Origin of the sequence: Burkholderia sp. SIMBA_051, from assembly GCF_046534915.1 — a bacterium.
Classification (GTDB): domain Bacteria; phylum Pseudomonadota; class Gammaproteobacteria; order Burkholderiales; family Burkholderiaceae; genus Burkholderia; species Burkholderia ambifaria.
Genome location: NZ_JAWRXS010000604.1, coordinates 1 through 252 on the forward strand (window position 1 = coordinate 1; position 252 = coordinate 252).

A 252-nucleotide genomic window follows, 5' to 3' on the forward strand; every position below is an offset into this window, starting at 1 on the left:
GCCCGCGAAGGGGTCGTTTTGCCAGTCCACCCTTTTCTTCGATTGCGGTGGGGGCGACGGCTTGGCCGACATTTCGAAGTGGTCGATTGATTGACCCGCGCTGATTGCCTGTTTGAGCCATTGGGGCATTTCGCCCTGGCCGTCCCAGCTATCTCCCGTGGCGCTCCGGTAGCGTTCGGCCTTTTGCGCTGCCGGCTCGGCGGCCAGCACGGCGGCAAGGTCTTCCGGTTCGATACCAAACTCTTCCATGCG

1 protein-coding gene is annotated in these 252 nt (G+C 62.7%); it reads right to left on the reverse strand.

The window, feature by feature from the left end; genetic code table 11:
• The coding region (locus SB771_RS35910; protein WP_410722154.1) for an H-NS family nucleoid-associated regulatory protein at positions 1 to 252 on the reverse strand (252 nt) is incomplete at both ends.